The 25,595-nt window shown below is 61.4% G+C and carries 26 protein-coding genes; 21 read left to right on the forward strand and 5 right to left on the reverse strand.

Annotated features, from left to right (window positions below; translation table 11 throughout):
* Positions 1–77: 77 nt before the first annotated feature.
* Positions 78–788, reverse strand: coding sequence for a uroporphyrinogen-III synthase (locus J2046_RS16460; protein WP_210053577.1), 711 nt, complete (start codon positions 786–788; stop codon positions 78–80).
* 4 nt (positions 789–792) lie between these two features.
* Positions 793–1,722, reverse strand: a complete 930-nt coding sequence (gene hemC / locus J2046_RS16465; protein ID WP_210053579.1) for a hydroxymethylbilane synthase — start codon at positions 1,720–1,722, stop codon at positions 793–795.
* Between the two features lie 84 nt (positions 1,723–1,806).
* Here hemC and tsaD point away from each other — a divergent pair, with 84 nt between their 5' ends.
* The 5 genes from tsaD to J2046_RS16490 all read left to right on the forward strand — a co-directional run bounded on the left by tsaD (position 1,807) and on the right by J2046_RS16490 (position 5,361).
* Positions 1,807–2,904, forward strand: a complete 1,098-nt coding sequence (gene tsaD, locus J2046_RS16470) for a tRNA (adenosine(37)-N6)-threonylcarbamoyltransferase complex transferase subunit TsaD (RefSeq protein WP_210053581.1) — start codon at positions 1,807–1,809, stop codon at positions 2,902–2,904.
* Positions 2,901–3,890 (forward strand): NAD(P)H-dependent glycerol-3-phosphate dehydrogenase, encoded by a 990-nt coding sequence (locus tag J2046_RS16475; protein WP_210053582.1) that lies wholly within the window; start codon positions 2,901–2,903, stop codon positions 3,888–3,890. Before tsaD ends, J2046_RS16475 begins: the two co-directional genes overlap by 4 nt.
* 78 nt (positions 3,891–3,968) lie before the next feature.
* Positions 3,969–4,262, forward strand: coding sequence for a YciI-like protein (locus J2046_RS16480; protein WP_037156768.1), 294 nt, complete (start codon positions 3,969–3,971; stop codon positions 4,260–4,262).
* 8 nt (positions 4,263–4,270) lie between these two features.
* Positions 4,271–4,711, forward strand: coding sequence for an EVE domain-containing protein (locus J2046_RS16485; RefSeq protein ID WP_210053584.1), 441 nt, complete (start codon positions 4,271–4,273; stop codon positions 4,709–4,711).
* Positions 4,712–4,716: 5 nt separating this feature from the next.
* Positions 4,717–5,361, forward strand: a complete 645-nt coding sequence (locus J2046_RS16490) for a class I SAM-dependent methyltransferase (RefSeq protein ID WP_210053586.1) — start codon at positions 4,717–4,719, stop codon at positions 5,359–5,361.
* An 82-nt stretch (positions 5,362–5,443) separates the two neighbouring features.
* Here J2046_RS16490 and J2046_RS16495 read toward each other — a convergent pair whose 3' ends face one another.
* Entirely contained in the window at positions 5,444–5,848 is a 405-nt protein-coding gene (locus J2046_RS16495; protein WP_210053588.1) for a hypothetical protein, read from the reverse strand.
* Positions 5,849–6,132: 284 nt separating this feature from the next.
* Here J2046_RS16495 and sdhC point away from each other — a divergent pair, with 284 nt between their 5' ends.
* The 16 genes from sdhC to J2046_RS16575 all read left to right on the forward strand — a co-directional run bounded on the left by sdhC (position 6,133) and on the right by J2046_RS16575 (position 23,470).
* Entirely contained in the window at positions 6,133–6,525 is a 393-nt protein-coding gene (sdhC, locus tag J2046_RS16500; RefSeq protein WP_210053590.1) for a succinate dehydrogenase, cytochrome b556 subunit, read from the forward strand.
* A 12-nt stretch (positions 6,526–6,537) separates the two neighbouring features.
* Positions 6,538–6,918, forward strand: a complete 381-nt coding sequence (sdhD, locus tag J2046_RS16505) for a succinate dehydrogenase, hydrophobic membrane anchor protein (protein ID WP_210053592.1) — start codon at positions 6,538–6,540, stop codon at positions 6,916–6,918.
* A gap of 7 nt (positions 6,919–6,925) precedes the next feature.
* The gene (gene sdhA, locus J2046_RS16510) at positions 6,926–8,767 is read left to right on the forward strand and encodes a succinate dehydrogenase flavoprotein subunit (RefSeq protein ID WP_210053594.1); all 1,842 of its coding nucleotides are present in this window, start codon (positions 6,926–6,928) and stop codon (positions 8,765–8,767) included.
* Between the two features lie 4 nt (positions 8,768–8,771).
* Positions 8,772–9,698 (forward strand): glycosyltransferase family 25 protein, encoded by a 927-nt coding sequence (locus J2046_RS16515; protein ID WP_210053596.1) that lies wholly within the window; start codon positions 8,772–8,774, stop codon positions 9,696–9,698.
* Positions 9,691–10,470: a succinate dehydrogenase iron-sulfur subunit gene (locus J2046_RS16520; protein WP_210053598.1), complete on the forward strand. Its 780-nt coding sequence runs from the start codon at positions 9,691–9,693 to the stop codon at positions 10,468–10,470. Before J2046_RS16515 ends, J2046_RS16520 begins: the two co-directional genes overlap by 8 nt.
* Before the next feature lie 264 nt (positions 10,471–10,734).
* Positions 10,735–11,262, forward strand: a complete 528-nt coding sequence (locus J2046_RS16525) for a protease inhibitor Inh/omp19 family protein (protein WP_210053981.1) — start codon at positions 10,735–10,737, stop codon at positions 11,260–11,262.
* Between the two features lie 28 nt (positions 11,263–11,290).
* Entirely contained in the window at positions 11,291–12,454 is a 1,164-nt protein-coding gene (zapE, locus tag J2046_RS16530; protein WP_210053600.1) for a cell division protein ZapE, read from the forward strand.
* A 176-nt stretch (positions 12,455–12,630) separates the two neighbouring features.
* Positions 12,631–13,593, forward strand: coding sequence for a malate dehydrogenase (gene mdh / locus J2046_RS16535; RefSeq protein ID WP_210053602.1), 963 nt, complete (start codon positions 12,631–12,633; stop codon positions 13,591–13,593).
* A gap of 36 nt (positions 13,594–13,629) precedes the next feature.
* Positions 13,630–14,823 (forward strand): ADP-forming succinate--CoA ligase subunit beta, encoded by a 1,194-nt coding sequence (gene sucC / locus J2046_RS16540; RefSeq protein ID WP_210053604.1) that lies wholly within the window; start codon positions 13,630–13,632, stop codon positions 14,821–14,823.
* 19 nt (positions 14,824–14,842) lie between these two features.
* Positions 14,843–15,748: a succinate--CoA ligase subunit alpha gene (gene sucD / locus J2046_RS16545; RefSeq protein ID WP_210053606.1), complete on the forward strand. Its 906-nt coding sequence runs from the start codon at positions 14,843–14,845 to the stop codon at positions 15,746–15,748.
* Between the two features lie 182 nt (positions 15,749–15,930).
* Positions 15,931–18,927, forward strand: coding sequence for a 2-oxoglutarate dehydrogenase E1 component (locus J2046_RS16550; protein WP_210053608.1), 2,997 nt, complete (start codon positions 15,931–15,933; stop codon positions 18,925–18,927).
* 58 nt (positions 18,928–18,985) lie between these two features.
* Positions 18,986–20,218, forward strand: a complete 1,233-nt coding sequence (gene odhB, locus J2046_RS16555; RefSeq protein ID WP_210053610.1) for a 2-oxoglutarate dehydrogenase complex dihydrolipoyllysine-residue succinyltransferase — start codon at positions 18,986–18,988, stop codon at positions 20,216–20,218.
* A gap of 15 nt (positions 20,219–20,233) precedes the next feature.
* A complete protein-coding gene (locus tag J2046_RS16560; RefSeq protein WP_210053983.1) occupies positions 20,234–20,650 on the forward strand; it encodes an MAPEG family protein in 417 nt (138 codons plus the stop codon).
* Between the two features lie 5 nt (positions 20,651–20,655).
* Positions 20,656–21,159 (forward strand): hypothetical protein, encoded by a 504-nt coding sequence (locus J2046_RS16565; RefSeq protein WP_210053612.1) that lies wholly within the window; start codon positions 20,656–20,658, stop codon positions 21,157–21,159.
* Positions 21,160–21,198: 39 nt separating this feature from the next.
* The gene (lpdA, locus tag J2046_RS16570; protein ID WP_210053614.1) at positions 21,199–22,605 is read left to right on the forward strand and encodes a dihydrolipoyl dehydrogenase; all 1,407 of its coding nucleotides are present in this window, start codon (positions 21,199–21,201) and stop codon (positions 22,603–22,605) included.
* A gap of 364 nt (positions 22,606–22,969) precedes the next feature.
* Positions 22,970–23,470, forward strand: a complete 501-nt coding sequence (locus J2046_RS16575) for a cytochrome b (protein ID WP_210053617.1) — start codon at positions 22,970–22,972, stop codon at positions 23,468–23,470.
* Positions 23,471–23,473: 3 nt separating this feature from the next.
* On the opposite strand, the gene J2046_RS16580 is transcribed toward J2046_RS16575, so the two are convergent.
* Together J2046_RS16580 and J2046_RS16585 are read right to left on the reverse strand one after the other, a co-directional pair.
* Positions 23,474–24,553: a TraB/GumN family protein gene (locus J2046_RS16580; RefSeq protein ID WP_210053618.1), complete on the reverse strand. Its 1,080-nt coding sequence runs from the start codon at positions 24,551–24,553 to the stop codon at positions 23,474–23,476.
* A 79-nt stretch (positions 24,554–24,632) separates the two neighbouring features.
* A complete protein-coding gene (locus J2046_RS16585) occupies positions 24,633–25,568 on the reverse strand; it encodes a tyrosine recombinase XerC (protein ID WP_210053620.1) in 936 nt (311 codons plus the stop codon).
* Positions 25,569–25,595 lie beyond the last annotated feature (27 nt).

Genomic DNA, 25,595 nt, shown 5'->3' on the forward strand with positions numbered 1-25,595 from the left:
TTGCATGCGCTCACAGGAAATTAGTCGGTGGGTGAGTGGAAGGAAAGGGGCGGGCGGGATTTTGCCGCGGGCCGCGACTAAAGAAGGGCAAGAAGCCCGTCTTCGTCAGGGTGATCAGCGATCTTGATGTTTCCATGAAATTCATAGGGCACGACCCCGGCGACGTTATCGCTGAGGCAGAGCATCCGCATGGCTGCCAGAGCCGCAGCGTGCGGCACTGCGAAATCAAAGAAGAGGCGCGCATTCTCACGGGAATAAAGAAGCACTGCGTCGGCCGGCGGATCGAGCAATGCATGCCGGATAGTGTCCTCATCAGAAGCTATAGGTGACATTTCGTAGATTTCCGCCGTCACAAAAGGCACCTTCCTCGCGTGCAATCCCTCCTCGAACTTCGACGAGCGCGGTTTTCCAGCCAGATAGAGGAGAGGAGCGGTGAACTCCGGCGCGTGGCTTGCAATCAGTTCGGCGAGTTCGGCTCCGGTGCCAGGACCAACACAGATGTTTTGGAAGCCCGCTTCTCCCGCCGCCCTGGCGGTGGCATCGCCCACGACATAGAGCGTTTCTTCGAGATAGGGGTTAAGGCGATAGGCCAGGGCCGAAAGGACCCGAACGGCTTCGGCACTGGTCGCGGCAAGCGCTGCATGTGGTTTATCGAAGGCATCTTCCGCCAAGTCCGCGCGGTGCCGTGCTTTCGTGAGCGGCAGAAGAACCGGCTCATGGCCGAGGCTCCGCAGCCGTTCGGCTGTCCGGCGGGCAGAGTTTTCCGGGCGGGTGACGACGACCCGCACAGGCTCAGCTCCAGCCTTCGAAGAAATCGGTGCCTGCGGCCACGCGCACCGCTTCACCCGCCTTGCGGCCCAGCGTCTCGGCGTGCTCGCGTTGACCTTCCACCTCGATCGAGTGCTCCTTCCCGCCGTCCGGCGTCAGGATCAGGCCGGAGAATTTCATGTGATCTCCCTCGCAGACCGCATAACCGGCAATCGGCGTGCGACAGGATCCGTCCAGGGCTGCAAGGAATGCGCGTTCGCAGGAGACCGCGTCGTAGGTCGCCCGATCGTTGATCGCTTCCAGCAGAGTATCCATGCGGGCATCGCCGATGCGGCTTTCGACGCAGATCGCGCCTTGCGCCGGGGCAGGGGGAAAGTCGGCGGGGTCCAGCAGTTCGGTGACGACGCCTTCCTTGGCAAGGCGTTTCAGGCCGGCATAGGCGAGAAGGGTTGCATCGACCTGCCCCTCGCTCAGCTTACGCAAGCGCGTGTCGACGAGGCCGCGGAAGGTGATGACATCGATGTCCGGCCGGATGCGACGGATCAGCGCCTGGCGGCGGAGGGATGATGATCCCACCGTGGCGCCGTCGGGCAATGCGGTCAAAGTTGATGCGGTTCGGCCGATGAAGGCGTCGCGGAAATCCTCCCGCGGCAGATAGGCGGCGAGCCGCAGATCGTCGGGCAGTTTGGTTGGCATGTCCTTGGAGGAATGCACCGCGAAATCGAGATCGCCGGAAAGAAGTTGCTCCTCCAGTTCCTGAGTGAAGAGGCCTTTGCCGCCGAACTCCGTCAGCGGCCGGTCGTTGATCCGGTCGCCGGTCGTTGACAGCACGACGATCTCGAACATCTCTTCCGGCAGGCCATGCGCGGCCATGAGCCGGGCGCGTGTTTCGTAGGCCTGGGCGAGCGCCAGCGGGCTGCCTCGCGTACCGATCCGGAAAGGTTTTGTTTGCATCCGCGTCATTCCGTTGTTACCGGAAGCTCTCGTAAACCTCTTTCTTCCGGCTCGCAATCAACGATAGGCAATCAACGATAGGGCATGGCGACCTTTCTTCGCATCCTCGGCATCGAAACTAGCTGCGACGAGACCGCTGCGGCGGTGGTCGCGCGTCATGAGGACGGCCGCGGCGAAATCCTTTCCGATGTCGTGCTGTCCCAACTCGATGAGCACAGCGTTTATGGCGGCGTGGTGCCGGAGATCGCGGCACGTGCCCATGTGGAGGCGTTGGACGGACTGGTCGAGGAGGCTCTTCACCGCGCCGATGTCTCGCTCGACGAGATCGATGCGGTTGCCGCGACCTCCGGGCCGGGCCTGATCGGCGGACTGATCGTCGGGCTGATGACGGCCAAGGCGATTGCACTCGCCGCCGGCAAGCCATTGCTCGCCATCAATCATCTCGAAGGCCACGCGCTGACGGCGCGTCTGACGGATGGCCTTTCGTTCCCCTACCTCATGCTGCTGGTATCCGGCGGTCATACGCAGCTCGTGCTGGTGCGCGGCGTCGGCGAATATGAGCGCTGGGGCACGACGATTGATGATGCGCTTGGCGAAGCCTTCGACAAGACGGCAAAGCTGCTCGGTCTGCCCTATCCCGGCGGGCCGGCCGTGGAAAAAGCCGCACAGGGCGGCGATCCGGACCGCTTCTCCCTTCCACGCCCGTTGGTCGGCGAGGCGCGGCTCGATTTTTCCTTCTCCGGCCTCAAGACTGCCGTGCGGCAGGCGGCGACCGAGATCGCTCCGCTTTCCGAACAGGATGTGGCCGATATCTGCGCCTCATTCCAGAAGGCGGTTTCCCGCACGCTGCGCGACCGTATCGGCCGCGGGCTGGCGCGTTTCAAGGAAGAATTCGCCAATCTCGACGTCGATCCGGCCCTGGTGGTGGCGGGAGGCGTCGCGGCCAATCAGGAAATCCGCCGCACGCTGCAGGCGCTCTGCATCGAGAACGGTTTCCGCTTCATCGCACCGCCATTGAGGCTCTGCACCGATAATGCCGCGATGATCGCCTGGGCAGGCCTCGAACGGCTGGCGGAGGATTTTCCGACTGATCCGCTCGATGTCGCGCCGCGCTCGCGCTGGCCGCTGGACAGGCAGGCTCAGACGCTCCTCGGTTCCGGCAAGCGGGGGGCCAAGGCATGAACGTCCAGGAGCGCATCGTCGTCATCGGTGCGGGAGCTTTCGGGACCGCGCTTGCGGCCGTGATCTCGCTGGAGGGTCGGTATCCGGTGACGTTGATCGGCCGCGACCCTGAGCTGATGAGCGACCTGCGTGAGGATCGCGTGCATGACGCAGCGCTTCCCGGCGTGCCATTGCCGGATGCGCTGGAGTTTTCCGCCGAACCGGATGCGATCAGCGAGGCGAGCCTTGTGCTTTTCGCCATGCCTTCCCAGGCGCAGGCGGATGCGGCACGGCATTATGGTCCCTATCTCGCCAGGGATGCGGTGGTGGTCATCTGTGCCAAGGGAATGGACAAGTCTTCGGGCAAGCTGCTGACGGAAGTGCTGGAAGCGGAACTGCCGCATCATCCGATCGCCGTTTTGTCCGGTCCCGGTTTTGCTGCCGATATCGCGCGCGGTCTGCCGACCGCCATGGTGATTGCTGCGGAGGACAAGGCTCTTTCGGAACGACTTGCAAACATGCTCTCGGGCCGAACGTTCCGCCTCTACGCCTCGACCGACCGGGTCGGGGTGCAGCTCGGCGGCGCGCTCAAGAACGTGCTGGCGATCGCCTGCGGCATCATCGAAGGCGCGGGCCTCGGGGATTCTGCGCGTGCTGCGCTGATCTCGCGCGGGCTTGCGGAGATGTCGCGGCTCGTCGAGGCTATGGGCGGCAGGGCGGATACGGTGCGCGGGCTTTCGGGGCTCGGCGATCTGGTACTGACCGGCACGAGCCATCAATCCCGTAACCTTCGCTTCGGCATCGCGCTTGGCAAGGGCGAGCCTGCGGAGACTGCCGGCGGTCCGCTGGTCGAGGGCTTTCATGCGGCTTCGGTCGCGGCCCGACTGGGGGAAAAGTTCTCGGTCGAGCTTCCGGTGACCGGGGCGGTGGCGGCGATCATCGACGGGAAGCTCGATATCATGTCGGCCATGGAGCAACTCATGACACGGCCGATCAAAACCGAATAGCAATTCCTTTAGTTGATCGCGCATCTTGTCCGAAAACCGCTTCACACTTTTCGGGATGCGCTCTTAGGAGAAGACCCGATGCTGTTTGCCTTTCTATGCACCGACAAACCCGGCCATCTGAACGTCCGGATGGAGACCCGTCCCGCTCATCTCGAACACCTGAACAAGCTCAATGCGGAAGGTACGCTGAAAATGGCTGGTCCCTTCCTCGATGACGAAGGCAAGCCGAACGGCAGCCTGGTGATTGTCGAGGCCGCCGACATGGAGGCTGCCCGGACGATCGCGGAAGCCGATCCCTATTATCTCGCCGGTCTCTTCGAGAAGGTCGAAGTCAAACCGTATAACTGGGTCTTCAACAAGCCGGCGGAGTGAAGCGAAAGATGGCGTACTGGCTTTATAAATCCGAACCTTCTTCTTGGTCCTGGGAACAGCAGAAGGCGGCTGGCGCCAAGGGCACTGAATGGACCGGGGTGCGCAACTACCAGGCGCGCAACAACATGCGGGCGATGAAGATCGGCGAAAAGGGCTTCTTCTACCATTCCAATGAGGGGCTGGAGATCGTCGGCATCGTCGAGGTCTGCGCATTGTCGCACCCCGATTCGACCGCCAAGGACGATCCCCGCTGGGACTGCGTCGATATCCGCGCGGTCACGGATATGCCGAAGCCGGTAACGCTGAAGGACATCAAGGCTAACCCGAAGTTCGAGAAGATGTCGCTCGTCACCTCCATGCGGCTTTCCGTGCAGCCGGTGACGGAAGAGGAATATTTCGAAATCTGCAGGCTCGGCGGTCTCGACAATCCGCCGCGCTCGCCGGACTGAGCGATTTGAAGACCGATCCCAGGACCTTTATCCTCGAAAACACCGATCTCATGCCGCCGCCGCATGTGCCGGAAATCCGGCTGCATCTTGCGACCGAAGCGCATGAGCTCTGGCTGAAGACGGAAGAGGATCTGGACAAGATCGGCCTGCCGCCGCCCTTCTGGGCCTTCGCCTGGGCGGGCGGGCAGGGGCTGGCGCGCTTCATTCTCGACCATCCGGAAACGGTAGCCGGCAAAAGGGTGCTGGATTTCGCCAGCGGTTCGGGGCTGGTGGCGATCGCCGCCAAACTGGCCGGCGCCTCGGACGTGCTGGCGGCGGATATCGATCCGTGGGCGGAGAGCGCCGTCGCGTTGAATGCCGCCGAAAATGGGGCCGAGATCGGGTTTACCGGTGAAAATCTGACCGGCAAGGCAGTCGATGCGGACGTGATCCTTGCCGGTGACGTCTTCTACGATAGAGATTTCGCCGATGCGCTGATTCCCTGGTTCGCGCAACTCGCAGCCGAAGGGAAACTGGTATTGATCGGTGATCCGGGGCGGAGTTATTGCCCGAAGGATCGGCTGAGGCAGCTTGCGGTCTACCAGGTGCCGGTGACCCGGGCGCTGGAGGACAGCGAGGTGAAGCGGACGACTGTGTGGCGGTTCGGGTAGATGGGGGGTGCCGAGCCGCCGCCCTCTGGCCGGCAGGGGAACGTAGAGGAAACTGCCAAGGCGGTGGATCGCCGACGGACGTTCAATTCCCGCCGCGGATGACGCAGGCGCCGGCCTCGTAGGTGCAGGCGTTGACGGGTGCGAAAGGATCCTCCGTTTCGCCGGCGACGTTGATGATCTTCACGGAAGGCGAAACCGAGCCGCTCCCTGTCATTGATATAACGGGGCTCGTGAAGGGTGTGTCGCGATAGCTCCGCAGGATATAGACGCTACGGCTTGCGGTGCGGGCTACGTCGAACGTGCCGCTGAAAATACCGGGCTTGCTGACAAAGGCGGCGAGGTCGCTATTGGAGACAAATGCACCGGCGGGTGCGGATAGATAGTGCCAGTGGCCGTAGTCGCGGTCGCCCGCCTGCGAGGGGGACGACAATGTCGCTGCCAGCACCACGCCGGCAACGAAAACAGGCTTCATGCGATTCGCGATCATGGCGAACTCCGGCAAAATCGTTAACGAAACGTTAACATGAAACGGCCTCGCTCGTCATGCCGGCAACGAATTCTTTGCAAATCGTGGTTAATGTGACCGCGGGGTTTGAGCCGATGCCGCCTTGAGAAAGACACAATCGATTAAATTTGAAATCCGTTTGAATTGTTCTTGTCGTCCGTGATTTCGAAGATTAAACCACGCCGATGATGCAATGCACATTTCTTCGGCATCGTGCATTGTTGGGCGCCCGCCCGAGATACCGCATACGACGCCGCGAGGTTCTGATGGCGAATGTGACAAATAACCGGCCCCTGTCGCCGCATCTGCAAATCTATAAATTCATTCCCACCATGGCGATGTCGATCGTCCACCGCATTACCGGCGGAGCGCTCTACTTCGGCACGCTGCTTGTTGCCGCCTGGCTGATCTCGGCCGCTTCCGGCGAGGAATATTTCAACTGGATCAATTGGCTGTTCGGCTCGATCATCGGGCAGCTCGTGCTTTTCGGCTATACCTGGGCCCTCATCCACCATCTGCTCGGTGGTCTGCGCCACATCATGTGGGATCTAGGCTACGGCTTCGAGAAGGAATTCTCGACCATGCTCGCCAAGGCCAATCTCGTCGCGTCCATCGTCCTGACTGTCCTGGTCTGGGCGGTCGTGCTTATCGTTCGCTGAGGGGACAGGATCATGGATATGCGCACTCCTCTCGGAAAAGTCCGCGGTCTTGGTTCGGCCAAGAGCGGTACGGAGCATTTCTGGCGCGTCAGGACCACGTCCATCGCGCTTGTTCCGCTCCTCGTTTTCTACATCGTTTTCCTGATCATCTATGCCGGCAAGCCCTATGCCGAAGTGGTCGGCGCGCTCGCCAATCCCTTCGTTGCCACGATCAATGCGCTGACCATCGTCGCAAGTATCGTGCATATGCGTCTCGGCATGGAAGAGATCATCCAGGATTACATCCATTCCGAAGGCATGAAGATCGCTCTTCTCATCCTCAATGCCTTCTTTTCCTTCCTGATCGGCGGCCTCTGTCTTCTCGCCGCCCTGAAAATCGCGTTTGCAGGATAATCCCGTTATGGCATCGATCACACCCATCGCCCAGACCGGCAAGGCCTATACCTATGTCGACCATTCCTATGACGTGATCGTCGTGGGCGCCGGTGGCGCTGGCCTGCGCGCCACGCTCGGTATGGCCGAGCAGGGCTTCAAGACCGCCTGCATCACCAAGGTTTTCCCGACCCGCTCGCATACGGTCGCGGCACAGGGCGGCATCGCCGCCTCGCTGCAGAACATGACGCCGGACAGCTGGCAGTGGCACCTCTACGACACCGTCAAGGGCTCCGACTGGCTCGGTGACGTCGATGCCATGCAGTACATGGTCATGGAAGCGCCGAAGGCCGTCTATGAACTCGAGCATTACGGCGTGCCCTTCTCGCGCAACGAGGAAGGCAAGATCTATCAGCGTCCGTTCGGCGGCCATATGCAGAACTATGGCGAAGGCCCGCCGGTGCAGCGCACCTGCGCTGCCGCCGACCGCACCGGTCACGCGATCCTGCACACGCTTTACGGTCAGTCGCTCAGGAACAATGCGGAATTCTTCGTCGAATATTTCGCGCTCGACCTGATCATGTCGGACGACGGCCGCTGCACCGGCGTTGTCGCCTGGTGCCTGGACGACGGCACGATCCATCGCTTCGCCGCCAAGATGGTGGTGCTGGCGACCGGCGGTTACGGCCGCGCCTATTTTTCGGCAACGTCCGCCCATACCTGCACCGGCGACGGCGGCGGTATGATCGCCCGCGCCGGCCTGCCCCTGCAGGACATGGAGTTCGTGCAGTTCCATCCGACCGGCATCTATGGTTCGGGCTGTCTCATCACCGAAGGCGCACGCGGCGAGGGCGGCTACCTCGTCAATTCCGAGGGCGAGCGCTTCATGGAACGCTATGCGCCCTCGGCCAAGGACCTCGCCTCCCGCGACGTTGTTTCCCGTTGCATGACGCTGGAAATCCGCGAAGGCCGCGGCGTCGGCAGAAACAAGGACCATATCTTCCTGCATCTCGACCATCTCGATCCGGCGGTCCTACACGAGCGCCTGCCGGGCATTTCCGAGAGCGCCAAGATTTTCGCAGGCGTGGATGTGACGCGGGAGCCGATCCCGGTCCTGCCGACCGTCCACTACAACATGGGCGGCATCCCGACCAATTTCTGGGGTGAAGTCCTGAATGCCGACGGTGCCAATCCGGAACGGATCGCACCCGGCCTGATGGCTGTCGGCGAAGCAGGCTGCGCCTCCGTACACGGCGCGAACCGCCTCGGCTCCAACTCGCTGATCGACCTCGTCGTCTTCGGCCGCGCCGCCGCCATCCGCGCCGGCCAGGTCATCGACAGGGACGCACCGGTGCCGGCGCTGAACAAGGCGGCCTGCGACCGGATCATGGCGCGCTTCGACGGACTGCGCAATGCCAGCGGCGGCACGCCAACCGCCGTGCTGCGCGACAAGATGCAACGCGCCATGCAGGAAGACGCGGCGGTGTTCCGGACCCAGGAATCGCTTGAATCCGGCTGCCGCCGGCTTTCGGAAATCTGGGGCGAGCTCAAGGACATCAAGGTCACCGACCGTTCGATGATCTGGAACTCCGACCTCGTGGAAACGCTCGAACTGCAGAACCTGATGGCGAACGCGATCACCACGGTCTACGGCGCGGAAGCCCGCAAGGAAAGCCGCGGTTCGCATGCCCGCGAGGACTATACGTCCGGCCCCTTCGGCGGCCGCGACGACGAGAACTGGCGCAAGCATACGCTCGCCTGGGTGAGCGAGGTCGGTGAGGTCAAGCTCGACTACCGCCCGGTCCACACCGAGCTCATCGCAGAAGGTATCGATCCGCACAAGATCGAGCCCAAGGCACGCGTGTACTGAGGCCATGACAGCTATGCCGTCCATCGCGAATTCTGCCGAGAAAGTGCCCTCCAGGCGTCTTCTCGGCATATTCGCGATCAATCTCGATCGCTCGCCTGACCGGTGGGCCGAGATCGAACGGCATTTCGGCCATCTCAAATGGCCACTTGAGAGGATTGCGGCCGTCGATGCGCGGAACAATCCTCAGGCCGTTCTGTCTGTTCGCGGGCTGTCGCTGCGGTTCCCGCCGGACGGCGTTGCCTGGAACGGCCACCGCAACCGGCTCTTCATGCTGACGGAAGAAGCCTGTCTCGCTGGCCATGTGCTGACCTGGCGGCGGTTTCTTGCCTCCGATTTCACCTATGCACTTGTGCTGGAGGATGACGCAGAGCCGCAGCCCGGTTTCGTCGAGGCTGTTTCCGAATTGCTCGGTTCGGATCTCGGCGTCGATATCGTCAAGCTCGAGGGCGTTTTCCGCCCGGGTGGTCGCAAGGCGGTAACGATACGTCAACTCGGTGAACACAGGCTGGTTCGTTCGCTGCGTCCCGCATCGGGTTCGGCCGCGTATCTGGTGACGCGCCGAGGTGCGGAGCGCCTGCTTGCGAGTGTCGACCAGAACTGCGTGCCGGCCGACGATTTCCTCTGGAGCGGCGCCTACCACGATTGCGACGTGGCGCATCTTGCTCCCTGGGTCATCATGCAGTCGGGCTCGGCGAGCGTGATCGCCACCGACAAGACGTCGAAACGGGCGCATGTCCGCGCGCCGTTCGGCCGGGCCGCGTGGATGCCGCTGCTCCGGGCTCTGGAACGGCTGAAGCTTGTCTGGGCGGCGATCAAAGGCCAACCCTTGAAACTTTTGAACACGACGGTCGCCCCCTGGGCGCCGAATGGTTATAACCTGAAAGACAGTATGGCGCTTGCCGCCAAGGATCGGAAGTCTAGCAATGGTTGAACTCGCTCTCCCCAAGAACTCTCAGATGACCGAAGGCAAGGTCTGGCCGAAGCCGGAAGGCGCCAAGAATGTTCGCGAGTACCGCGTCTATCGCTGGAATCCGGACGACGGCCAGAACCCGCGCATCGACACTTATTACATCGATGTCGATGATTGCGGGCCGATGGTTCTCGACGGTCTGCTCTACATCAAGAACAATATCGACCCGACCCTGACGCTACGCCGCTCCTGCCGCGAAGGCATCTGCGGCTCCTGCGCGATGAATATCGACGGTACCAACACGCTCGCCTGCACCAAGGGCATGGACGACATCAAGGGCACCGTGAAGATCTATCCGCTGCCCCACATGCCGGTGGTGAAGGACCTTGTTCCGGACCTCACCAATTTCTATGCCCAGCACCGCTCGATCGAGCCCTGGCTGAAGACGGTTTCGCCGCCGCCGGCCAAGGAGTGGAAGCAGAGCCACGAGGATCGCCTGAAGCTCGACGGTCTCTACGAATGCATCCTCTGCGCCTGTTGCTCGACCTCCTGTCCGAGCTATTGGTGGAATGGCGACCGTTATCTCGGTCCGGCCGTTCTGTTGCAGGCCTATCGCTGGCTGATCGATAGCCGCGACGAAGCCAAGGGCGAGCGCCTCGACAATCTCGAGGATCCTTTCCGGCTCTATCGTTGCCATACAATCATGAACTGTACGCAGACCTGCCCGAAGGGTTTGAACCCGGCCAAAGCTATCGCCGAAATCAAGAAGATGATGGTCGAGCGCCGCGTCTGAGGCGTTCGGGTGTCTGCTCTTCTTTGCGGCCCGCTCCCGTATTTCGGGGGCGGGTTGATTTTTTCCTTGCCGGCGAAGGTCTTCCAAAACAGCACCGGCGCCCTGTTGCTTGCCGAAACCGATCGAAGCGTTCTGCAGGCGCGAACTCGCAATAAGCGGCCAAATTGTTCCAGTCACACTTGATTAACCAAGGGGCTTTACGGTAATTCGGTCTCAATTCAGTGGCATTAGCGGCGGATACCGACTGAAAGCGGGAGTTAGATGATGCAGTTCAGATATGTGGCGACAGGCCTCGTTCTTGCGATAGCACTTGCCGGTTGCCAGCGTACTTCATACAGTCCCTACAGCGACTTGCCTTCTCAACCCGCTCCTCTTCAGGCCCAGCCCGTTCCGTCGGTGCAGGGCGGGCAGCTTCCGCCTCCGGGCGGCGCATCGCAGTTCCCCACCGCTCCGGCTGCCAACCCGAACACGGCTGCGGTTGACCCGAATGCGGCGGCGCCGGCGAGTGCTCTCGACGTCAAGAAGGAAGCCATGGTCGGCAACTGGCGCGTCTCGAATGCCGGTGCCTCCTGCGACATGTTCCTGACGCTCACCAATCTCGGGGGCGGTTCGCGTGGCGGAACCCGCGGTTGTGTCGGGGAACTGACGACCATGGGCTCCTGGGACGTGTCGGGCAAGATGGTCCAGTTCAAGAATCGGGCCGGCGACGTCATCGGACGAGTCTACAAGAGTGCCGACAACCGTTTCGACGGTACGATGAATTCCGGACAGCCGGTCAGCCTGAGCCGCTGAGCGGCTCCATACATTTGAGAGCGTCCGGTTGGAACCCATTCCCGAATACACGGCGAGCGTCGGCGAAGAGCTGAAGGCGCTGACGTTGTCGGGTGCGTTGACGGCCGATGCCGCCCAACTCGATGTGGCGGCGAGGCTCGACCATGTCCTGACATGCCTTAGGGAAACGAAGCCGGCGAAGAAGAAGAGCGCGCTCGGCTGGCTGTTCGCCAGGGGCGGCGGGCGGCCGCGGGAAATCCGCGGACTTTACGTCCATGGCAGCGTCGGGCGCGGCAAGACCATGCTGATGGACATGTTCTTCAAGAAGGTGCCGACAGAGAAGAAGCGCCGCGCGCATTTCCACGAGTTCATGGCGGACGTGCACAACCGCATCCATGAGCATCGGATGAGGGTGAAGCGCGGTGAAACGCGGCAGGCCGATCCGGTGCCGCCGGTCGCTGCAGCGCTTTATGCGGAGGCCGAGCTTCTCTGCTTCGATGAATTCTCCGTGACCGACATTACGGATGCGATGATTCTGGCGCGTCTTTTCACCGAGCTTTTCAATCTCGGTTGCGTATTGATCGCGACCTCCAATGTGGCGCCGGAAAACCTCTACAAGGATGGGCTCAACCGCGGGCTCTTCCTGCCGTTCATCGCGCTGCTCAACAAATATGTCGACGTGGTGACGCTAGACTCGCCCAACGATTATCGCATGCAGAAGCTTGCGAGCCTGCCGGTCTATGTGACGCCGCTCGATGGGCGCGCCGACGCGGCGATGGAGGCCGCCTGGCATCAGGTGACGGAAGGCAAGAGGGCCGAACCCGTCGAGATCCCGAGGAAAGGCCGCAGTATTCACGTTCCCGCCGCCGCCGGACGCGCCGCGCGCTTCGATTTTTCGGATATCTGCGGCAAGCCGCTGGGTGCTTCCGATTATCTAGCCATCGCCGGTCGTTTTGATACCGTTTTCGTCGAACATATTCCGCAGCTCGGACCGGACAGGCGGAACGAGACAAAGCGGCTGATCAACCTGATCGATGCGTTTTATGACCATACGGTCAGACTCTACGTTTCCGCAGCGACGTCGCCGGAGGATATTCTCCTTGAGCGTAAGGGGACGGAAGGCTTCGAATTCGACCGAACCGTGTCGCGCCTCTTCGAGATGCGCAGCCCCGACTATCTTGCGCTGCATCAGGAAAAACGCCGCCGAGTTTGAAGTTTTGGTGACATTATGTCTTACGTTTACGTAAGAATTTTATGATCTAACCGATTGAAAAATATACTCACAAAATAATCGATTGCCATTTTTCCCGGATGGCTGTATGCGGTCGTGCACATTGGCGGATCTGCCCTGGTCTGCTGTGGATTCAGATCTCGAAAGGAAGCTTTTCGATGGCGCGCAAGAAGATCGCACTTATTGGTTCTGGCATGATCGGTGGCACGCTGGCGCATCTCGCCAGCCTGAAAGAGCTGGGCGACGTCGTCCTCTTCGACATCGCTGACGGTATTCCGCAGGGCAAGGGCCTCGATATCGCCCAGTCCGGCCCGGTCGAAGGTTTCAATGCGAAGCTCTCCGGCGCCAGCGATTATTCGGCCATCGAAGGCGCTGACGTCTGCATCGTCACCGCCGGCGTTGCCCGCAAGCCGGGCATGAGCCGCGACGACCTGCTCGGCATCAACCTCAAGGTCATGGAACAGGTCGGCGCCGGCATCAAGAAATATGCCCCGAACGCCTTCGTGATCTGCATCACCAATCCGCTCGACGCGATGGTCTGGGCGCTCCAGAAATTTTCGGGCCTGCCAAAGAACATGGTCGTCGGCATGGCCGGCGTGCTCGACTCGGCCCGTTTCCGCCTCTTCATCTCCGAAGAGTTCAACGTTTCCGTCCAGGACGTCACCGCATTCGTTCTTGGCGGCCATGGCGATACGATGGTGCCGCTGGCACGTTATTCCACCGTCGGCGGCATTCCGTTGACCGACCTTGTGAAGATGGGCTGGACCACCAAAGAGCGCCTCGAAGAGATCATCCAGCGCACCCGTGACGGCGGCGCCGAAATCGTCGGTCTTCTCAAGACCGGTTCGGCCTACTACGCTCCGGCCGCATCCGCGATCGAGATGGCCGAATCCTACCTCAAGGACAAGAAGCGCGTGCTGCCCTGCGCAGCTTACCTTTCCGGTCAGTACGGCGTGAAGGACATGTATGTTGGCGTTCCGGTGGTTCTCGGCGCCGGTGGCGTCGAGCGCGTCATCGAAGTCGAATTCAACAAGACCGAAGAGGAAGCCTTCCAGAAGTCCGTCGGCGCGGTCGCCGGTCTCTGCGAAGCCTGCATCAACATCGCCCCCGCTCTGAAGTAATGGGCGCGCTGAAATAATCGAAACAGGGATTGACCCATGAATATCCATGAATATCAGGCCAAGGCTCTGCTGAAGAGCTACGGTGCGCCGGTGGCCCAGGGCGTGGCCATCCTGAAGGTTGAAGAGGCGGAAGCTGCTGCGAAGTCGCTTCCTGGCCCGCTTTACGTGGTGAAGAGCCAGATCCATGCGGGCGGTCGCGGCAAGGGCAAGTTCAAGGAACTCGGCCCGGAAGCCAAGGGGGGCGTGCGCCTTGCAAAGTCGATCGAAGAAGTGGTTGCCAATGTCAAGGAGATGCTCGGCAACACGTTGGTGACCGCGCAGACCGGCGAAGCCGGCAAGCAAGTCAACCGCCTCTATATCGAGGATGGCGCCGACATCGCCCGTGAGCTCTATTGCTCGCTGCTGGTCGATCGCTCGGTCGGCCGCGTGGCCTTCGTCGTCTCGACCGAAGGCGGCATGGACATCGAGGCCGTTGCCCACGATACGCCCGAGAAGATCCACACGATCGCCATCGATCCGGAAGCCGGGGTGACGGCTGCCGACGTCGCTGCGATCTCCAAGGCTCTCGAGCTTACCGGTGCTGCCGCCGAGGACGCCAAGTCGCTCTTCCCGATCCTCTACAAGGCCTTCGACGAGAAGGACATGTCGCTTCTCGAAATCAACCCGCTGATCGTCATGAAGAACGGCCACCTGCGCGTGCTCGACGCCAAGGTTTCGTTCGACGGCAATGCGCTCTTCCGCCACGACGACATCAAGGCGCTGCGCGACGAGACAGAAGAAGACAGCAAGGAAATCGAGGCCTCCAAGTGGGACCTCGCCTATGTGGCGCTTGACGGTAATATCGGCTGCATGGTCAACGGCGCAGGCCTCGCCATGGCGACGATGGACATCATCAAGCTTTATGGCAAAGAGCCGGCGAACTTCTGCGACGTCGGCGGCGGCGCCGGCAAGGAGAAGGTCGCTGCGGCCTTCAAGATCATCACCGCGGACCCCAAGGTCGAAGGCATTCTCGTCAATATCTTCGGCGGCATCATGCGCTGCGACGTTATTGCCGAGGGCGTTGTCGCTGCCGTGCAGGAAGTCGGCCTGAAGGTTCCGCTCGTCGTGCGTCTGGAAGGCACCAATGTCGAGCTCGGCAAGAAAATCCTGAACGAGTCCGGTCTCGCGATCACTGCGGCTGACGATCTTGATGACGCGGCGAAGAAGATCGTCGCGGCGATCGAAGCCTAACCTGGAAGGACCGCAACCAATGTCTATTCTCGTCAACAAAGACACGAAGGTCATCGTCCAGGGCCTGACCGGCAAGACCGGTACCTTCCATACGGAACAGGCGCTCGCCTATTACGGCACCAAGATGGTGGGGGGCGTTCATCCCAAAAAGGGCGGGGAATCGTGGTCGTCCGGCGTCGACGGCACGTCGCTGCCGATCTTCACGTCCGTTGCTGAAGCCAAGGAAAAGACTGGCGCCGACGCGTCCGTCATCTACGTCCCGCCGGCGGGCGCCGCCGACGCGATCATCGAGGCGATCGAGGCCGAGATTCCGTTCATCACCTGCATCACCGAGGGTATCCCGGTCATGGACATGGTTCGCGTCAAGGCTCGCCTTGACCGGTCCAAATCCCGCCTGCTCGGCCCGAACTGCCCCGGCATCCTGACGCCGGAAGAGTGCAAGATCGGCATCATGCCGGGCTCCATCTTCCGCAAGGGTTCGGTCGGTATTGTTTCGCGCTCCGGCACGCTGACCTACGAAGCGGTCTTCCAGACCTCGAACGAAGGCCTCGGCCAGACCACGGCCGTTGGCATCGGTGGCGACCCGGTCAAGGGCACCGAGTTCATCGACGTCTTGGAAATGTTCCTGGCTGATGACGCCACGCAGTCGATCATCATGATCGGCGAAATCGGCGGCTCGGCGGAAGAAGATGCGGCGCAGTTCCTCAAGGACGAAGCCAAGAAGGGCCGCAAGAAGCCGATGGCTGGCTTCATCGCCGGACGCACGGCTCCGAAGGGCCGCACGATGGGCCATGCCGGTGCTGTCGTTTCCGGTGGCAAGGGCGACGCGGAATCGAAGATCGCGGCCATGGAATCGGCGGGTATCAAGGTATCGCCGTCTCCGGCCCGCCTAGGTAAGACGCTGGTTGAAGTCCTCAAGGGCTGACGCCACATAAGGGCAAGCTTCGGGCAGGCGAAAAGGAACATGGTTCGCCTGCCCGTATTTCGCGTAAAGCGCGCGTGACATTCCGCATCTGCGGTCTATGTCACACCATGAATGAAAGCGGCGGCCGACGCTCTTCGGCCCTCAATTACGGCAGGAGGCGGGCGCGGCGCCCGCAAGAAACCATGGCACGGCAAGAAGCCAACGAGCAATTTCTCATCACCTCTTTCCTGGACGGTCAGAACGCAACCTATATCGAGCAGCTTCATGCCCGGTATGAGGATGATCCGAATTCGGTTGCACCGGAATGGCAGGCTTTCTTCAAGGCGCTTGCCGACAATCCGGACGATGTGAAGAAAGCGGCAAACGGAGCTTCCTGGCAGCGCAAGAACTGGCCGATCGTCGCCAATGGCGAACTGGTCTCAGCGCTCGACGGCAACTGGCCCGTTGTCGAAAAGGCGATCGAAAAAAAGGTCCAGGCGAAGGCCGAAGCCTCTGCCGCTGCCTCCGGCAAGCCGATCGATCCCGCCGCTGTCCTGCAGGCGACCCGCGACAGCGTGCGTGCCATCATGATGATCCGCGCCTACCGCATGCGGGGCCACCTGCATGCCAAGCTCGATCCGCTCGGTCTTGCAGCTCCGGTCGAGGATTATAACGAGCTTTCGCCGACGGCCTACGGTTTCACGGAAGCCGATTACGACCGCAAGATCTTTATCGACAACGTGCTCGGCCTCGAATACGCGAGCATTCGCGAGATGATCGAGATTCTGGAGCGCACCTATTGCTCGACGATCGGCGTGGAGTTCATGCACATCTCCAACCCGGAGGAGAAGCAGTGGATTCAGGAGCGCATCGAGGGCCCGGACAAGGGCGTTGAATTTACTCAAAACGGCAAGAAGGCGATCCTGCAGAAGTTGGTCGAGGCGGAAGGCTACGAGCAGTTCCTCGATGTCAGGTTCAAGGGTACGAAGCGTTTCGGTCTCGATGGCGGTGAATCGCTCATCCCGGCACTGGAGCAGATCATCAAGCGCGGTGGCCAGGAAGGGCTCGAGGAAGTCGTTCTCGGCATGGCGCATCGCGGCCGCCTCAACGTGCTGACCAATGTCATGGGCAAGCCGCACCGCGCCGTCTTCCACGAGTTCAAGGGCGGTTCCTTCAAGCCGGACGAGGTCGAAGGCTCGGGCGACGTTAAATACCACCTCGGCGCTTCCTCGGATCGTGAGTTCGACGGCAACAAGGTGCACCTGTCGCTGACGGCCAATCCGTCGCATCTGGAAATCGTCAACCCGGTCGTCATGGGCAAGGCCCGCGCCAAGCAGGACATGCTCGCCAAGGTTTGGGAAGGCGATATCATCCCGCTGCGCGAGCGCGCCAAAGTTCTGCCGCTGCTGTTGCACGGCGACGCGGCCTTTGCGGGCCAGGGCGTAGTTGCCGAAGTGCTCGGCCTTTCCGGCCTACGCGGCCATCGCGTCGCCGGCACGATGCATTTCATCATCAACAACCAGATCGGCTTCACCACCAATCCGGCCTTCTCGCGCTCGTCGCCCTATCCGTCGGATGTTGCCAAGATGATCGAGGCGCCGATCTTCCACGTCAACGGCGACGATCCGGAAGCGGTGGTCTATGCGGCAAAGATCGCGACCGAATTCCGGATGAAGTTCCACAAGCCGGTCGTGATCGACATGTTCTGCTATCGCCGCTTCGGCCATAACGAAGGCGACGAGCCGGCGTTCACGCAGCCGAAGATGTACAAGGTCATCCGCGGCCACAAGACGGTGTCCCAGCTTTATGCCGACCGCCTGATTGCCGAAGGCCTCGTGACCGAGGGCGAATTCGAGAAGATGAAGGCTGATTGGCGCGCGCATCTGGAGGCCGAGTTCGAGGCCGGCCAGAGCTACAAGCCGAACAAGGCCGACTGGCTGGATGGCCAATGGTCCGGCCTGCGCTCGGCCGACAATGCCGACGAGCAGCGTCGCGGCAAGACGGCCGTGCCCATGAAGCAGTTGAAGGAGATCGGACGCAAGCTTTCGACGATCCCGGAAGGCTTCAACGCGCATCGCACCATCCGCCGCTTCATGGAAAACCGTGCGCAGATGGTCGAAACCGGCGAAGGGATCGACTGGGCGATGGCCGAGGCTTTGGCGTTCGGTTCGCTCGCAACGGAAGGCACGAAGATCCGCCTCTCCGGCCAGGATTGCGAACGCGGCACGTTCTCGCAGCGCCATTCGGTCCTCTACGATCAGGATACCGAGGACCGCTATATCCCGCTTGCCAACCTGTCGCCCACACAGGCCCGCTACGAAGTCATCAACTCCATGCTCTCGGAAGAGGCAGTGCTGGGCTTCGAATACGGTTATTCGCTGGCTCGTCCGAATGCCTTGACGCTCTGGGAAGCCCAGTTCGGCGACTTCGCCAATGGTGCGCAGGTCGTGTTCGACCAGTTCATCTCGTCGGGCGAACGCAAGTGGCTCCGCATGTCCGGTCTCGTCTGCCTGCTGCCGCACGGTTACGAAGGCCAGGGGCCTGAACACTCGTCGGCCCGCCTTGAGCGCTGGCTGCAGATGTGCGCGGAAGACAACATGCAGGTCGCCAACTGCACCACGCCGGCCAACTACTTCCATATCCTGCGCCGGCAGGTGAAGCGCGATTTCCGCAAGCCGTTGATCCTGATGACGCCGAAGTCTCTCCTGCGTCACAAGCGGGCGACCTCGGCACTTGCCGAAATGGCGGGTGAATCCTCTTTCCATCGCCTGCTTTGGGACGATGCGGAGGTCATCAAGGACGGTCCGATCAAGCTGCAGAAGGATTCGAAGATCCGTCGTGTCGTTCTCTGCACCGGCAAGGTCTATTATGATCTTCTGGAAGAGCGCGAAAAGCGCGGCATCGACGACATCTACCTGCTGCGCATCGAACAGCTCTATCCGTTCCCGGCCAAGGCGCTCATCAACGAGCTTTCCCGCTTCCGTAACGCGGAAATGGTCTGGTGCCAGGAAGAGCCGAAGAACATGGGCGCCTGGGCCTTCATCGATCCATACCTGGAATGGGTGCTCGCCCATATCGATGCGAAGTATCAGCGGGTCCGCTATACCGGCCGGCCGGCTGCGGCTTCGCCCGCGACAGGCCAGATGTCCAAACATCTGGCGCAGCTCGAGGCCTTCCTCGAAGACGCGCTCGGCGGCTGAGACATCAGCCGCCTTTCCATCCTTTCAAAAACACATCTGACAAACACGGAAACAGATCATGGCCACCGAAATCCGCGTCCCCACCCTCGGCGAATCCGTCAGCGAGGCGACCGTCGGCACCTGGTTCAAGAAAGTCGGCGATACGGTCAAGGCCGATGAACCGCTCCTTGAGCTCGAAACGGACAAGGTGACCGTCGAAGTGCCGTCGCCGGCAGCCGGCGTGCTTTCCGAGATCGTTGCCAACAATGGCGAGACCGTCGGTCTCGGCGCGCTGCTCGGCCAGATTGCCGAAGGTGGTGCAGGCGTTGCGGCTGCCGCACCGGCCGCCAAGCCCACTGAGGCCGCTCCGGCCAAGGTTGCCGAGCCGGCTGCGGCTGCTCCCGCGGCAGCCTCGGCACCGGCTGCCGCCGCGTCCTCCATGCCGCCGGCGCCGGCTGCCGCCAAGATCGCTGCGGACAACAACATTTCCACCGCCGATATCGAAGGCTCGGGCAAGCGTGGCCAGGTGCTGAAGGGTGATGTGATCGCAGCCGTCGCCAAGGGCATTTCCGCACCGGCTGCGCCGCGTCCGGTTTCCTCGGCCGACGATGCCGCCCGCGAAGAGCGAGTGAAGATGACGCGCCTGCGCCAGACGATCGCCCGCCGCCTCAAGGATGCGCAGAACACCGCCGCCATGCTGACCACCTATAACGAGGTGGACATGAAGGCCGTCATGGATCTGCGCAACAAGTACAAGGACATCTTCGAGAAGAAGCACGGTGTGAAGCTCGGCTTCATGGGTTTCTTCACCAAGGCGGTCACCCATGCGCTGAAGGAACTGCCGGCCGTCAACGCCGAGATCGACGGTACCGACATCATCTACAAGAACTACTGCCATATCGGCGTCGCGGTCGGCACCGACAAGGGCCTCGTCGTTCCGGTCGTGCGCGATGCCGACCAGATGTCGATCGCCGAGATCGAAAAGGATATCGGCCGCCTCGGCAAGCTTGCTCGTGACGGCGCGTTGTCGATGGCCGACATGCAGGGCGGCACGTTCACGATCTCCAACGGCGGCGTCTATGGCTCGCTGATGTCCTCGCCGATCCTCAACGCGCCGCAATCGGGCATCCTCGGCATGCACAAGATCCAGGAGCGTCCGGTCGTCATCGGCGGCCAGATCGTCATCCGTCCGATGATGTATCTGGCGCTCTCGTACGATCACCGCATGGTAGACGGCAAGGAAGCCGTGACCTTCCTGGTCCGTGTGAAGGAGAGCCTGGAAGATCCGGAACGCCTGGTTCTCGATCTCTAAGACGGGATTGCAATGATGGAAGCGCTCGGGGTTACCGCAACGCCTTACATGACGCTGCTGGCCCTGAGCGTGATCCTGCTCGTTGTCCACATCTCGGTTCAGGCCGTGCTATCGACCCGCGAACTCGGCCGCGACTGGAACGCGGGGCCGCGGGATGAAGGACTGGAGCCGAAAGGCAAGTTCGTTGGCCGTGCTGCGCGGGCGTCGAAGAATTTTCAGGAGACCTATCCGGCCTTTATCGGGCTTTTGCTCGGAGTCGCCTTTGCGGGTGACGATGCCTCGGGTTTGGGACTGATCGGTGGCTGGATCTGGTTCATCGCCCGCCTCATCTATCTGCCGCTCTATCTGGCAGGCATCCCGTATTTTCGGTCGTTCGCCTGGCTGATCGGTCTCGCCGGACTTGTCGCCATGATGATCGCACTGTTCCGGTGAATGCGATGAAAGCACCCTTCAAGACATGGCTTGTTTCGCTCTGCCTGCTGCCGGGAATGGCGGAGGCCCAAGAACGATGCGCAATCGAGAAGGCGGTGTTCACCGAGGCGGAAGCCGGGACGACACTTTCGTTCAGGCCGGTGGGCTCGGATGCGGCGGCTGTCAGCCATCTGTTTACGATCACCGGGGGCAAGTTGAAACTCGACGGCCACATCATGTACGACGAGGAAACGCGCCGCCCGGGCGGCATGGTAATGAACAACTGCCCTGAGGGCGATGCGACGGGAACGGAGCTCAGGGCTTGTACGATCTGGACAGGCGTCCCCTATGTCCTTGATGTGGCAACCGGCCATATCGACATATTGGGACCGGAAGGAAGCGAGGCTCCGGACGCGATCCTGATGCCGGGGTTTGGCCCTGCGATCCGCCATTCGGCGCTGTGGGACAAGAGCGGTCTCGGGCAAGTCCCCTGGGACCTTTATGAATTCAAGGAATGCAGGGCGGCGTGAGCTTTGCTCCTCCCCGGGTTATCAAGAGAAGGATTTGTGATGGCTTATGATCTCGTCGTAATCGGTAGCGGCCCCGGTGGTTATGTGTGCGCCGTCAAGGCGGCCCAGCTCGGCCTCAAGGTCGCGGTCGTCGAAAAGCGCGCCACCTATGGCGGGACCTGCCTCAACATCGGCTGCATTCCCTCCAAGGCACTGCTGCATGCTTCCGAAATGTTCCATCACGCGGCCCACGGCATGGATGCACTCGGCGTTGAGGTTTCTGCCCCTAAGCTGAACCTCGAAAAGATGATGGCGCACAAGGACGCCACGGTGAAATCCAACGTCGATGGCGTTTCCTTCCTGTTCAAGAAGAACAAGATCGACGGATTCCAGGGGACGGGCAAAATCGTCTCCGCCGGCAAGGTTTCGGTGACCGGCGAGGACGGCAAGGTCCAGGAATTGGAGACGAAGAGCATCGTCGTCGCTACCGGTTCCGACGTCGCCGGCATTCCGGGCGTCAATGTCGAGATCGATGAAAAGGTGATCATCTCCTCGACCGGCGGCATTGCGCTTGAAAAGGTGCCGGAGCAGTTGATCGTGGTCGGCGGCGGCGTCATCGGCATGGAACTCGGTTCGGTCTGGTCGCGCCTTGGCGCCAAGGTCACCGTCGTGGAATATCTCGACAAGCTGCTCGGCGGTATGGACGGCGAAGCCGCAAAGCAGTTCCAGCGCATGATGGTCAAGCAGGGCATGGATATTCGCACCGAGGCCAAGGTTACCGGTGTCGAAAAGACTGCCAAGGGCGCCAAGGTCACCTACGAGCCGGTCAAGGGCGGCGAAGCCCAGACGCTGGAGGCGGACGTCGTGCTGATCGCTACCGGCCGCAAGCCTTACACGGCGGGTCTTGGTCTCGAGGAGGTCGGCGTCAAGCTGGACAACCGCGGCCGCGTCGAGATCGACGATCATTTCAAGACCAATGTCGACGGCATCTATGCCATTGGTGACGTCGTTCGCGGCCCGATGCTGGCCCACAAGGCGGAAGACGAGGGCGTGGCGCTTGCCGAAATTCTTGCCGGCCAGCACGGCCATGTGAACTACGACGTCATCCCGGGTGTCGTCTATACACAGCCGGAAGTGGCTTCCGTCGGCAAGACGGAAGAGGAATTGAAGGCGGCGGGCATCGCCTACAAGGTCGGCAAGTTCCCCTTCACGGCGAACGGCCGCGCCCGCGCGATGCTGGCAACCGATGGTTTCGTGAAGATCCTGGCCGACAAGGAGACCGATCGCGTGCTCGGCGGTCATATCGTCGGCTTCGGCGCCGGCGAGATGATCCACGAAATCGCCGTGCTGATGGAGTTCGGCGGATCGTCGGAAGATCTCGGCCGCACCTGCCACGCACACCCGACCATGTCGGAAGCGGTCAAGGAAGCGGCACTCGGCACCTTCTTCAAGCCGATCCACATGTAGAAAATGCCAGAGATAGAACGTTCAGAAGCCGCGGGATGGAAGCATCCCGCGGCTTCTGCTTTTTGGCTTGGATTGCTTGCGCATATTGCCGCAAGGCCTGCTCACCTCATCCTGATCTGTGTCAAAAAATTAGCGGGATTCTAGCCGAAAACCGCTCACACTTTCAGGCATCCCACTCTGGTTTCATCGATGCTGGTCGGTATGGGAAACCGGCTGTCTTGCTCCGGCACTCGTTCGTAGAGACCAGCTTTTTGCGGAACAGCAAATCCAGGATTAAATCTCTGTCATCTTGCAGATCGTCGCTTGTAGGCAGAGCTGCGGCTCCTATAGTTTCTATCGATAAGATATTGAAAAGGTATAAAAAATGGAAAGCGTTACTCCAGTTTCATTCTCGCTTCCGCAGCGTGTGGTGCATTGGGCCACCGCATTGCTCGTCTTCTTCAACCTCTTGTTCACGGAAGGCATGGAGGAATGGAATCGTGCCGTCCGCCGTACCGGCAGTGCGACTGCGGAACAGGTGGCCAGCGCCAACATCCATGCCTATGTCGGTATTGCCATCCTCATTCTTCTTGCTCTCCGTCTCATCCTCCGTTTCACGTCCGGGGCGCCGGCGGCACCGCCGGAGGAACCTGCTCTCTTCAGGCTCGGTGCCAAGCTCGCTCATGTGGCACTCTACGTTTTGCTGATCGCCATGCCGCTGACGGGCATCGGCGCCTACTATCTCGGCAGCAGCCAGGCAGGCGAAGTGCATGCGGAGGTTCTGAAGACCCTGCTCTGGATCGTCATCGCCGCCCATGTTCTGGGAGCGCTGATGCATCAGTTCTACTGGAAGACCAATGTCCTGCGGCGCATGACGGTCGGCTGAGGCTCAATCGGCCCGCGTGACCGTGAACCCCTGCTTGCGCAGGAGTTCCACGAGACCTTCCTCGCCCGGCAGGTGAAGGGCGCCCACGGCGATGAATGCCCCGCCTTCTGCGAGAATGGGGGCGGCGCGTTCGGCCATCACGTGATTGCGCTTGGTGACGACCAGCCTCTCGAATTCGGCGTAACCCGCATCATCGTCGCCTTCGGGAGCAATGGTCTTGAGCAGGGGCATGGTGAGACCAATCTCTCCTGAGAGGTAGAGTTCCGTCATCGTTTCGAAGACATCATCCATCTTCGGGCCAAGCCTGACGGTTTCGACCAGCGATTTCAGGTGGAATTCGACCGGGATGGCGGCCATGGCAGAAAGCTGCTCGACAAATGTCTCAAGGCCCTTCACCGGCTTGCCGGCGGCAACGGCATCGAGAGCGATCCGCTTGTCCAGAAAATCGGGGTTTGCCGCTTTCCGTGCCATCTCGCATGCGGGAAGCGATACGAAGGCCATCAGCATCCAGGGCTTCATATGCGAGACGGCGGCAAGCGGAATGCCTCGCTGCTTCAATCCCGCTTCGAGCAGGGCGGCGTCTTCCTTCGGCAGTAGCTTTTCGATGGAGCTGCCGTCCGTGAACATCGTGAGTTCCGGCTTGGCCAAAATGCCCGCCATCGCCTTCTTCTCATCGAGGACCTCGTCGGATTCGATGACGATCGTGCTGCTCTTCGCCTGGGCATTCGCCGCTCCGGGCGGCATTTTCAGGACCCGCGGATCGGAGACATGCATGGTTCCGAGAAGATACGAGGGAGCGACGCCTTCTTTTTCGATCTTCCAGAAGATGCCCCTGCCGTTTGGCACCTTGTCGGCTTCCGCCACGAGCTGCTGATAGGTGGACGGATTTTCAACCTTCATCCCGTCAAGGAGATTTGTGCCGGGGCAGGCCGGCGTTTCTGCGTGCGCGGGCGACAGCGAGCCAAGGATGAGAAGGAGGGAAGCCAGCGTGATCAGATGCGCAGCTGCAATCAGCCACAGGGTGATACTCTGAGCGCGCCTTAAAAAGGCGCCAGCGGGTAAGGCAAAGGCGGGAGTCGTCATGTCATCCGTCCGGAAAGGCTGCCGGCATATTAGCCATAGGCTCTAGATAAGCACTTAATGCAGGTGGTTAATGACATATTTACGCTCGCGGGTGGGCGCGGTCGTAGACTTCGAGCAGCCGGGACGAATCGACGCCGGTATAGACCTGGGTCGTCGAAAGGCTGGCATGGCCCAGGAGTTCCTGGATGGTGCGCAGATCGCCGCCACCGGCCAGAAGATGCGTGGCGAAGGAATGGCGCAGCGCATGCGGCGTTGCCGTTTCCGGCAGGCCGAGGGCGCTCCTGAGCTTCTGCATCTCGCGCTGGATGATCGCCGGCTGTAGCGGCCCGCCGCGCGCGCCGCGGAAAAGTGGTTCGTCCGCGCCGATATGGTACGGACAAAGCTTCCTGTAGGTCGCCACCGCATCGAACACGATCGGCAGCAATGGCACGATGCGCGTCTTGCCGCCCTTGCCGGTGATACGCAGCGTTGTCGAACCGGGGGTGAGGTCGGCGGACTTGAGGCCTAGCGCTTCCGAGATGCGCAGTCCGCAGCCATAGAGCAGGGTGAGCACTGCGGCATCGCGCGCCGCGATCCAGGGTTCTTCCTGCAATTGGGCGTCGGTAGTGACGAGGTTCAGCGCCTGGCGATCGGTGAGCGGCTTCGGCAGGGATTTCGGCTGTTTCGGCGCGCGGATCGCGCCGGCGGCTGCAGCGTTCACCAGGCCCTTGCGCTCCAGATAGCGCAAGAAGGAGCGAAGTCCTGCCAGATGGCGGCCTAGCGAGCGTGCTCCGGACCCTTCCCGACGGCGCGCGGCCAGGAAGGCGCGCAGGTCCGCAGGACGCAGGGTATGGATATCGGCAAGCCTGACCGGACCTCCCAGGTGAGCGGTTAGGAATGTCAGGAATTGCCGCGTGTCGCGCTCATAGGCATCCAGGGTGTTGTCGGAAAGGCGACGTTCGTTAGCCAGGCTCTGAAGCCATTCGCGGCGTTTTGCGACCAGATCGGGTGCGGCAATAATCAGCAGTTCGTTCATTCCCGGACCCGGTTGAATTCTGAGAAA

The organism is Neorhizobium petrolearium, from assembly GCF_017873175.1.
Taxonomy (GTDB): domain Bacteria; phylum Pseudomonadota; class Alphaproteobacteria; order Rhizobiales; family Rhizobiaceae; genus Neorhizobium; species Neorhizobium petrolearium.

What these genes read in the sequence shown, in the direction of transcription:
- J2046_RS16575 (WP_210053617.1), top strand. Translation starts at nt 22,970, where the DNA reads ATGGAAAGCGTTACTCCAGTTTCATTCTCGCTTCCGCAGCGTGTGGTG.
- odhB (WP_210053610.1), top strand. Translation starts at nt 18,986, where the DNA reads ATGGCCACCGAAATCCGCGTCCCCACCCTCGGCGAATCCGTCAGCGAG.
- sucD (WP_210053606.1), top strand. Translation starts at nt 14,843, where the DNA reads ATGTCTATTCTCGTCAACAAAGACACGAAGGTCATCGTCCAGGGCCTG.
- sdhD (WP_210053592.1), top strand. Translation starts at nt 6,538, where the DNA reads ATGGATATGCGCACTCCTCTCGGAAAAGTCCGCGGTCTTGGTTCGGCC.
- J2046_RS16520 (WP_210053598.1), top strand. Translation starts at nt 9,691, where the DNA reads ATGGTTGAACTCGCTCTCCCCAAGAACTCTCAGATGACCGAAGGCAAG.
- J2046_RS16485 (WP_210053584.1), top strand. Translation starts at nt 4,271, where the DNA reads ATGGCGTACTGGCTTTATAAATCCGAACCTTCTTCTTGGTCCTGGGAA.
- mdh (WP_210053602.1), top strand. Translation starts at nt 12,631, where the DNA reads ATGGCGCGCAAGAAGATCGCACTTATTGGTTCTGGCATGATCGGTGGC.
- J2046_RS16480 (WP_037156768.1), top strand. Translation starts at nt 3,969, where the DNA reads ATGCTGTTTGCCTTTCTATGCACCGACAAACCCGGCCATCTGAACGTC.
- tsaD (WP_210053581.1), top strand. Translation starts at nt 1,807, where the DNA reads ATGGCGACCTTTCTTCGCATCCTCGGCATCGAAACTAGCTGCGACGAG.
- J2046_RS16565 (WP_210053612.1), top strand. Translation starts at nt 20,656, where the DNA reads ATGAAAGCACCCTTCAAGACATGGCTTGTTTCGCTCTGCCTGCTGCCG.
- J2046_RS16585 (WP_210053620.1), bottom strand. Translation starts at nt 25,568, where the DNA reads ATGAACGAACTGCTGATTATTGCCGCACCCGATCTGGTCGCAAAACGC.
- sucC (WP_210053604.1), top strand. Translation starts at nt 13,630, where the DNA reads ATGAATATCCATGAATATCAGGCCAAGGCTCTGCTGAAGAGCTACGGT.
- J2046_RS16515 (WP_210053596.1), top strand. Translation starts at nt 8,772, where the DNA reads ATGACAGCTATGCCGTCCATCGCGAATTCTGCCGAGAAAGTGCCCTCC.
- sdhC (WP_210053590.1), top strand. Translation starts at nt 6,133, where the DNA reads ATGGCGAATGTGACAAATAACCGGCCCCTGTCGCCGCATCTGCAAATC.
- J2046_RS16550 (WP_210053608.1), top strand. Translation starts at nt 15,931, where the DNA reads ATGGCACGGCAAGAAGCCAACGAGCAATTTCTCATCACCTCTTTCCTG.
- hemC (WP_210053579.1), bottom strand. Translation starts at nt 1,722, where the DNA reads ATGCAAACAAAACCTTTCCGGATCGGTACGCGAGGCAGCCCGCTGGCG.
- lpdA (WP_210053614.1), top strand. Translation starts at nt 21,199, where the DNA reads ATGGCTTATGATCTCGTCGTAATCGGTAGCGGCCCCGGTGGTTATGTG.
- sdhA (WP_210053594.1), top strand. Translation starts at nt 6,926, where the DNA reads ATGGCATCGATCACACCCATCGCCCAGACCGGCAAGGCCTATACCTAT.
- J2046_RS16525 (WP_210053981.1), top strand. Translation starts at nt 10,735, where the DNA reads ATGCAGTTCAGATATGTGGCGACAGGCCTCGTTCTTGCGATAGCACTT.
- J2046_RS16475 (WP_210053582.1), top strand. Translation starts at nt 2,901, where the DNA reads ATGAACGTCCAGGAGCGCATCGTCGTCATCGGTGCGGGAGCTTTCGGG.
- J2046_RS16495 (WP_210053588.1), bottom strand. Translation starts at nt 5,848, where the DNA reads ATGATCGCGAATCGCATGAAGCCTGTTTTCGTTGCCGGCGTGGTGCTG.
- J2046_RS16580 (WP_210053618.1), bottom strand. Translation starts at nt 24,553, where the DNA reads ATGACGACTCCCGCCTTTGCCTTACCCGCTGGCGCCTTTTTAAGGCGC.
- J2046_RS16560 (WP_210053983.1), top strand. Translation starts at nt 20,234, where the DNA reads ATGGAAGCGCTCGGGGTTACCGCAACGCCTTACATGACGCTGCTGGCC.